Raw genomic sequence first — 8,139 nt, 5'->3', positions numbered from 1 at the left:
CTCCCACACCCCTCGCGTCGTCCCGGGGGGCCGCCCCCGCCCCCCGCCGAAGTGCCCCTCTCAGCTCAACCCACAGCCCCCTGCGCCCGGTTTCGCCGTAATGTGAGGATCCCGCACCGACCCGGCCGCATCTTAGGTAAAGTAAGCAAAGCGTCAAAGACGCGACAAGATCGTTCATGGTGTGCCGGGAAGTCTGGTCGGCGAGTGCTTCGTCCTGCCTGCTCGACCGGAGGTTCTCCCCGTGGCCGCGCCCCCTTCCACCGCCCGTAAGTTCTTCGGCCGGATGTCCCTGCCCGAACGGAACTTCGTGGTGGACGCGCTGCGCGCCGAGACCGTGGGCGGGGTGCTGCTTCTGGTCGCGGCGATCGCGGCGCTGATCTGGGCGAACACCCTGCCGGACAGCTACGAGACGGTCTCGCACTACCACTTCGGGCCGGCCGCGCTCGGGCTCGATCTGTCCGTGGAGCACTGGGCGGCCGACGGACTGCTGGCCGTGTTCTTCTTCGTCGCCGGGATCGAGCTGAAGCGCGAGCTGGTCGCCGGGGATCTGCGGGACCCGAAGGCCGCGGTGCTGCCCGTGGTCGCCGCGGTCTGCGGCATGGCCGTTCCCGCGCTCGTCTACGTCCTGACCAGCCTGGCCGGCGGAGGCTCACTCGAAGGCTGGGCGGTCCCCACCGCCACCGACATCGCCTTCGCGCTCGCCGTGCTCGCCGTCATCGGCACGTCGTTGCCGTCCGCGCTGCGCGCCTTCCTGCTCACCCTCGCCGTCGTCGACGACCTGTTCGCGATCCTGATCATCGCGGTCTTCTTCACCGACTCCATCAACTTCGCCGCGCTCGGCGGGGCGGTCGTGGGCCTCGGCGTCTTCTGGCTGCTGCTCCGCAAGGGCGTACACGGCTGGTACCTGTACGTTCCGCTCGCGCTGGTCATCTGGGGCCTCATGTACAACAGCGGCATCCACGCCACCATCGCCGGCGTCGCGATGGGCCTGATGCTGCGCTGCCACCCGCACGAGGGCGAGGAGCACTCCCCCGGCGAGCACATCGAACATCTGGTGCGCCCGGTGTCGGCGGGACTCGCCGTGCCGCTGTTCGCCCTGTTCAGCGCGGGCGTCTCGATCTCCGGCGGGGCGATCCACGACGTGTTCACCCGGCCCGAGACCCTCGGCGTGGTGCTCGGACTCGTCGTCGGCAAGGCGGTCGGCATCTTCGGCGGCACGTGGCTGACGGCCCGGTTCACCCGGGCCTCGCTCAGCGACGACCTGGAATGGGCGGACGTCGCCGCCGTCGCCACCCTCGCCGGAATCGGCTTCACCGTCTCCCTGCTCATCGGCGAACTCGCCTTCGAAGGCAATACGAGCCTCACCGACGAGACCAAGGCCGCCGTCCTGATCGGCTCGCTCATCGCGGCCGTGCTCGCCACGGCGCTGCTGAAGCTGCGCAACGCCAAGTACCGCGCGATGTGCGAGGACGAGGAGCGCGACGAGGACCTCGACGGCATCCCCGACATCTACGAACAGGACAACCCGGCGTACCACTTGCGCATGGCCGCCATCTACGAGCGGAAGGCCGCGGAGCATCGCAGGCTTGCCGAAGTGGCGGGTGGGGCAAGCGAGGGGAACGACGGTCCGGCATGATCTGACAGGACCGCACAAACACATGCAGAAGAGGGAGATCGCGATGAGCGCACCCGACGGCAGCCCGGTCGGCGCCGAACGCAGCATCGGCCAGCTGGTCGCCTCGGCGACGACCGAGATGTCCGCACTGGTGCACGACGAAATCGCCCTGGCGAAGGCGCAGCTCAAGCAGGACGTCAAGCGCGGCGCGGTCAGCGGCGGTGCCTTCTCGGCGGCCGGCGCGGTGCTGATCTTCTCCCTGCCGATGCTCAGCTTCGCCCTCGCGTACGGCATCCGGACCTGGAGCGACTGGAATCTCGCGATCTGCTTCCTGCTGTCGTTCGCGGCGAACGTGCTGGTCGCGGCCGTGCTCGCACTGATCGGCGTGATCTTCGCGAAGAAGGTCAAGAAGAGCCAGGGCCCGCAGAAGGTGGCCGCCTCCGTGAAGGAGACGGCGGCTGTTCTGCCGAACGCCAAGCCGCACCCCCGGCCCGAGCCGGTCGAGGACGTCGTCAAGGCTGTGGCACGCTCATCCTCATGACCGACCCCGCCACACCTTCGGCGCAACCCACCTCGGCCGTACGGATCGACCTTCCCGGCGGACGCAAAGTGATCCACCGGGACGTGGCCGCCAACGGCGCGCGCTTCCACATCGCCGAGCTCGGCGATGGGCCGCTCGTCCTGCTGCTGCACGGCTTCCCGCAGTTCTGGTGGACCTGGCGGCACCAGCTCGTCGCGCTCGCCGACGCCGGGTTCCGGGCCGTGGCCATGGACCTGCGGGGCGTCGGCGGCAGCGACCGCACCCCGCGCGGTTACGACCCCGCCAACCTCGCGCTCGACATCACCGGGGTCGTACGGTCCCTCGGCGAGCCCGACGCCGCGCTGGTCGGGCACGATCTCGGCGGCTATCTGGCGTGGACGGCGGCCGTCATGCGGCCCAAGCTCGTCCGCCGGCTCGCCGTGTCGTCCATGCCGCATCCGCGGCGCTGGCGTTCCGCCATGCTCTCCGACGTCAAGCAGACCGCGGCGGGCTCGTACATCTGGGGATTCCAGCGCCCCTGGATCCCGGAGCGCCAACTCCTCGCGGACGACGGCGCCCTGGTGGGCCGTCTGGTACGGGACTGGTCGGGGCCGCGGCAGCCGGACGACGACACCGTGGAGACGTACCGCCGTGCCATGTGCATCCCGTCGACCGCGCACTGCTCCCTGGAGCCGTACCGGTGGATGGTGCGGTCCATGGCGCGCCCGGACGGCATCCAGTTCAACCGGCGCATGAAGCGGCCGGTGCGGGTGCCCACGCTGCATCTGCACGGCTCGCTCGATCCGGTGATGCGGACGCGGAGCGCGGCGGGTTCCGGGGAGTACGTCGAAGCGCCGTACCGCTGGCGGCTGTTCGACGGGCTCGGGCACTTCCCGCACGAAGAGGATCCGGTCGCTTTCTCCACCGAACTGGTCAACTGGCTGAAGGATCCGGAACCCGACCGGTGACACCCCGGTCACCCTTGCGTGATCGCCCGAACGCGCCCGGTGTCACACCCGGAAATACGGACGGTGAACGCCTGTTCCTCGAACGGCCAATTGCCTCACGCATAGGCCAATTGAGGGGCTGGGGCGAGGTTATCGACCTTGGGGCGGGGGCAGACGTCGGGGTATGGGCTGGACGCACGACTACAGTGACGCAGCACGCAATCGCCGCTCGGCCACGGGTCTGAGCTCCCATCAGAGGGGCACCCCGCAGCTGACAGGCACGGATCCTCGCGTGGGGATTCCGCACATTCTGCGCCGCCGGGCCCGCTGGGTCTCGATGCGGCTGCGCCATCCACGCGGCTGAGGCCCTGCCCGCCGGTCAGAGCGCGCAGCTGTCGCTGTCCACCTGCTGGTTGGCCGTACGCCCCTGGGCGATGTCCTCCTGGATCTCGTCCGCGGTGAGCGCGTAGCCGGTGTCGGCGTCGTCGAGCGACTTCGCGAAGACCACGCCGTAGACCTTGCCGTCGGGTGTCAGCAGCGGTCCGCCGGAGTTGCCCTGACGGACCGTCGCGTACAGCGAGTAGACGTCCCGGCGCACCGTCTTGCGGTGGTAGATGTCCGGGCCGTTGGCCGTGATGCGACCGCGCACGCGCGCGGGCTGGACGTTGTACGAGCCGTTCTGCGGGAAGCCCGCGACGATCGCGCTGTCACCGCTGCTCGCGTCCTTCGTGCTGAACCGCAGCGCGGGCGCCTTCAGGTCCGGTACGTCGAGTACGGCGATGTCGCGCTCCCAGTCGTACAGGACGACCGTGGCGTCGTACTTCTTGCCCTCGCCGCCTATCTGGACGGTGGGCTCGTCGACTCCGCCGACCACGTGCGCGTTGGTCATCACCCGGCGGTCGCTGAAGACGAAACCGGTGCCTTCGAGGACCTTGCCGCAGCTCTGGGCGGTGCCCATGACCTTGACGATGGAATTCTGCGAGCGGGTGGCGACGGGGCTGCCGGCGAGCGCCGGGTCGGGCGGCTTGACCTCGGTGATGGGCTCGTTGGCGAACGGGCTGAAGACCTGCGGGAAGCCGTTCTGGGCGAGGACCGAGGAGAAGTCGGCGAACCAGGTGTTGGCCTGGGAGGGCAGCGCGCGGGACACGCCGAGCAGCACCTTGGAACTGCGGACCTCCTTGCCGAGCGTCGGCAGGGTCGTCCCGGCGAGGGCCGAGCCGATCAGCCAGGCGACGAGCAGCATCGCCACGACGTTCACCAGGGCGCCGCCGGTCGCGTCCAGGGCTCTGGCGGGGGACCAGGTGATGTACCGGCGCAGCTTGTTGCCGAGGTGGGTGGTGAGGGCCTGACCGACGGAGGCGCAGACGATCACGACGACCACCGCCACGACGGCCGCGGTCGTGCTCACCTCGCTGTCGTCGGTCGCCCAGCCCCAGATGACCGGGAGCAGGTAGACGGCGACGAGACCACCGCCCAGGAACCCGATCACCGACAGGATGCCGACGACGAAGCCCTGGCGATAGCCCACGATCGCGAACCACACAGCGGCGACCAGCAACAGGATGTCCAGCACATTCACGGAGGTCACCTTGTCATGCGCGCCAGTCGAGCGGGACCTGCTTATCGCGGTCCCACGGGCGCTCCCAGCCCGCGAAGTGCAGGATCTTGTCGATCACCCCGGCGGTAAAACCCCAGACCAGGGCCGATTCGACCAGAAATGCCGGACCCCGGTGACCGCTCGGATGCACGGTGGTCGCGCGGTTCGCCGGGTCCGTGAGATCCGCCACGGGGACGGTGAAGACGCGGGCCGTCTCGCCCGGGTCGACGACGCCGACCGGGGTCGGGCGGCGCCACCACCCGAGGACCGGGGTGACCACGAAGCCGCTGACCGGGATGTACAGCTTGGGCAGCACGCCGAAGAGCTGGACGCCGCTCGGGTCGAGGCCGGTCTCCTCCTCGGCCTCGCGCAGGGCGGCCCGCAGCGGCCCGTCGGCCTTCGGGTCGCCGTCCTCGGGGTCGAGCGCGCCGCCGGGGAAGGACGGCTGCCCGGCGTGCGATCTGAGGGTGCCGGCGCGCTCCATGAGCAGCAGCTCGGGGCCGCGGCCGCCCTCGCCGAACAGGATGAGCACCGCGGACTGACGGCCCGTGCCGTTCGCCGGCGGCAGGAATCGGCTCAGCTGGAGCGGTTCCACCGTCTCCGCGGCGCGCGCGACCGGGCCCAGCCAGTCGGGCAGACCGTCCTTGCTGAGGACCACCGGCCCGCCCTGCGTGTTGCTCGCGTCCTGTGTGTTGCCTGCGCGCTTCATCGCCACCCCCGTTCTGCTCTTCCCAACGCCCGCCGGGGCCGTGTTCGTTCCGTCATCCGGCGCCCAGTGGGGGTGCGGGGATGCCGCCCGCGTCCAGATAGGACTGCGGGGGGTTGAGCCGCTGGCCGGGGAAGCCGCCCTTCTCGTACTTCAGGAGCTTCTTCGCCTTCTCGGGGTCGGTCTCGCCCTCCCCGTACGCCGGGCAGAGCGGGGCGATGGGGCAGGCGCCGCAGGCGGGCTTGCGGGCGTGGCAGATCCGGCGGCCGTGGAAGATCACATGGTGCGACAGCATGGTCCACTCGCTCTTCGGGAAGAGCCCACCGACGGCCGCCTCGATCTTGTCCGGGTCGGTCTCGGCCGTCCACCGCCAGCGCCGCACGAGCCGCTGGAAGTGGGTGTCCACGGTGATCCCGGGCCGCCCGAAGGCGTTGCCGAGCACGACGAAGGCGGTCTTGCGGCCCACTCCGGGCAGTTTGACGAGGTCTTCGAGGCGGCCGGGCACCTCGCCCCCGAAGTCGTCCCGCAGGGCCTTGGAGAGCCCTATGACCGACTTGGTCTTCGCCCGGAAGAACCCGGTCGGGCGCAGAATCTCCTCGACCTCCTCCGGGTTGGCCTCGGCGAGGTCATCGGGGGTGGGGTACTTGGCGAAGAGCGCCGGCGTCGTCTGGTTCACCCGCAGGTCGGTCGTCTGGGCGGACAGGACGGTGGCGACGATCAGCTGGAAGGGGTTCTGGAAGTCCAGCTCCGGGTGGGCGTACGGGTACACCTCGGCCAGCTCGCGGTTGATGCGGCGGGCCCGGCGGACGAGAGCGGTGTGCGACTCGTTCCGCGGCGGCTCGGGAGCGGCGTGCGGCACGGGCACCGCCTTCTTGGCGGCGGCTCCGGCGGACCCGGCCTTCTCGGACCCGGCCTTCTCGGACCCGGCCTTCTCGGAGGCCGCCTTCGCCGACACGGCCTTCCTGGAGGCAGCCTTCTTGGCGACCGCCGTCTTGGCGACACCCTTCTTGGCGACCGCCTTCGTCGGCGTCACCTTCCGGGCGGCCGTTTTCGCGGGCGTCGCCTTTGTGGCGGCCTGACGGGCGGTCTTCTTCGCGCCCTCCCCGGCGACCGCCACCGGCGCCGCCTTCCGTGCGGCCTTCCGTGCCGCCTTCACCGGCGTCGACGCTGTCGCTTTTGTCGTTTCTTTGGTTCCGTCGGGGACCTGTTCGCCCACAGCGGAATCGCGACGTACAACCACCCGCCCAGCCCCCTTGGCCTGTGCTCTCACCGGCGATTTGGACACCCGGCCAGCCTAGAGCCCGGCACCGACATCCGCCCCGGACCCTGAAGATCGGCCCCCAATTGGCCCCCTGCCGCACTCGTTGGGACGCCAGTGCGGCAGACTTGTGACTGATCACACTGTTTGGACCGTCCGGCAAGATGGGGAACACGGTCCCCTGGTACCAAGGGGGAGCAAGATCCCCTGAGCAGGTCGACAAGGAGAGAACTCGTGGACGACGTTCTGCGGCGCGCCCCGCTCTTCGCGGCGCTCGATGACGAGCAGGCCGCGGAGCTCCGCGCCTCCATGAGTGAGGTGACCCTCGCGCGAGGCGATGCTCTCTTCCATGAGGGCGACCCCGGCGACCGCCTCTATGTGGTCACCGAGGGCAAGGTGAAGCTCCACCGCACCTCCCCCGACGGGCGCGAGAACATGCTGGCCGTCCTCGGCCCCGGTGAGCTGATCGGCGAGCTGTCGCTGTTCGACCCGGGCCCGCGCACGGCGACCGCCACCGCACTCACCGAGGTCAAGTTGCTCGGCCTCGGCCACGGCGACCTCCAGCCGTGGCTGAACGCGCGGCCCGAGGTGGCCGCCGCGCTGCTGCGCGCCGTCGCACGGCGCCTGCGCAAGACCAACGACCAGATGTCCGACCTGGTCTTCTCGGACGTGCCCGGCCGTGTCGCGCGCGCCCTGCTCGACCTGTCGCGCCGCTTCGGCGTGCAGTCCGAAGAGGGCATCCACGTCGTGCACGACCTGACGCAGGAGGAGTTGGCCCAGCTGGTCGGCGCCTCCCGCGAGACCGTCAACAAGGCGCTCGCCGACTTCGCGGGCCGCGGCTGGCTCCGCCTGGAGGCCCGCGCGGTGATCCTCCTGGACGTGGAGCGGCTCGCCAAGCGCTCGCGCTGACACCTTCAGCCGTACGTCGACGGGGTCCCGCCTTCTTCCGAGGCGGGACCCCGTCGTCGTCGCCCGTGCCTGCCGGCCTGCCCCTCCGCGGCGGAACCCCGCCGCCGTCACCCCTGCCCGCCCTCCAGGTCTCGCACGGCCCGAGCAGGCGTGCATGTTCTGCTCCAGGACGGCCGGCCCTGGCACGGCGGGCGCACGGCCGCTCAGGAGAACCACGGAGGACTCGACGCGCAGGGGTACATCCGGCGCGAGGACCCCGCTACCGCCCCGACGCGGTGCTCGCCCGCGAGACGAACGGCGGCCTCGCCCAGCTGTCGCCGCGCTGGAACGGCTGGACCAGCGGCCTCGGGAGATGGCCGAGGCGCCCGGCACGTACTACCCGGAGCGGGCCGCCGACCCGCGTGAGGCAGCCGTCCGCGGATACGAGGCGACCGGCGAACCGGCTGTTGCTCCGCTCGTACACGGACGACCTGGGCCCCTGGCTCGCCGGGGAGTACGCGCGCGTGCACGGCATCAAGGCGCCCCGCCCGTGAGGGCCTTCTCCAGGACGCCGGAAAACGCCGCCCCGGCCCGCCGGTCGTAGGGGC

The 8,139-nt window shown here is 70.7% G+C and carries 8 protein-coding genes and 1 pseudogene; 6 read left to right on the top strand and 3 right to left on the bottom strand.

Going from position 1 to position 8,139, the window contains the following annotated elements:
- Positions 1-241: 241 nt before the first annotated feature.
- The 4 genes from nhaA to ACFWBT_RS23990 all read left to right on the top strand — a co-directional run bounded on the left by nhaA (position 242) and on the right by ACFWBT_RS23990 (position 3,446).
- Positions 242-1,636, top strand: coding sequence for a Na+/H+ antiporter NhaA (nhaA, locus tag ACFWBT_RS24005; RefSeq protein WP_385703708.1), 1,395 nt, complete (start codon positions 242-244; stop codon positions 1,634-1,636).
- Positions 1,637-1,679: 43 nt separating this feature from the next.
- Positions 1,680-2,156, top strand: coding sequence for a phage holin family protein (locus ACFWBT_RS24000; protein WP_385703706.1), 477 nt, complete (start codon positions 1,680-1,682; stop codon positions 2,154-2,156).
- The gene (locus ACFWBT_RS23995; RefSeq protein WP_385703703.1) at positions 2,153-3,103 is read left to right on the top strand and encodes an alpha/beta fold hydrolase; all 951 of its coding nucleotides are present in this window, start codon (positions 2,153-2,155) and stop codon (positions 3,101-3,103) included. The genes ACFWBT_RS24000 and ACFWBT_RS23995 overlap by 4 nt, the downstream gene beginning before the upstream one ends.
- 163 nt (positions 3,104-3,266) lie before the next feature.
- The gene (locus ACFWBT_RS23990; RefSeq protein WP_266761078.1) at positions 3,267-3,446 is read left to right on the top strand and encodes a hypothetical protein; all 180 of its coding nucleotides are present in this window, start codon (positions 3,267-3,269) and stop codon (positions 3,444-3,446) included.
- A 15-nt stretch (positions 3,447-3,461) separates the two neighbouring features.
- Here ACFWBT_RS23990 and ACFWBT_RS23985 read toward each other — a convergent pair whose 3' ends face one another.
- Genes ACFWBT_RS23985 through nth form a run of 3 tightly spaced genes read right to left on the bottom strand, consistent with a single transcriptional unit; the run spans position 3,462 to position 6,541 of the window.
- Positions 3,462-4,661, bottom strand: a complete 1,200-nt coding sequence (locus ACFWBT_RS23985) for a MarP family serine protease (protein WP_385703700.1) — start codon at positions 4,659-4,661, stop codon at positions 3,462-3,464.
- A 13-nt stretch (positions 4,662-4,674) separates the two neighbouring features.
- Positions 4,675-5,388 (bottom strand): NUDIX hydrolase, encoded by a 714-nt coding sequence (locus ACFWBT_RS23980; protein WP_385703698.1) that lies wholly within the window; start codon positions 5,386-5,388, stop codon positions 4,675-4,677.
- A 52-nt stretch (positions 5,389-5,440) separates the two neighbouring features.
- Positions 5,441-6,541, bottom strand: a complete 1,101-nt coding sequence (nth, locus tag ACFWBT_RS23975; RefSeq protein WP_385703696.1) for an endonuclease III — start codon at positions 6,539-6,541, stop codon at positions 5,441-5,443.
- Positions 6,542-6,877: 336 nt separating this feature from the next.
- Between nth and ACFWBT_RS23970 the strand changes: the two genes are divergently transcribed.
- Complete coding sequence (locus tag ACFWBT_RS23970) at positions 6,878-7,552, top strand: Crp/Fnr family transcriptional regulator (RefSeq protein ID WP_006382668.1); 675 nt, start codon at positions 6,878-6,880, stop codon at positions 7,550-7,552.
- 254 nt (positions 7,553-7,806) lie between these two features.
- Positions 7,807-8,085, top strand: a pseudogene (locus ACFWBT_RS23965) (nucleotidyltransferase); the annotation flags it as partial.
- Positions 8,086-8,139: the final 54 nt, after the last annotated feature.

The organism is Streptomyces sp. NPDC060027, assembly GCF_042737005.1.
Classification (GTDB): Bacteria; Actinomycetota; Actinomycetes; order Streptomycetales; family Streptomycetaceae; genus Streptomyces.
Note: the sequence above shows the minus strand (reverse complement) of the source record. Positions and strands in the feature narration are given on the sequence as shown.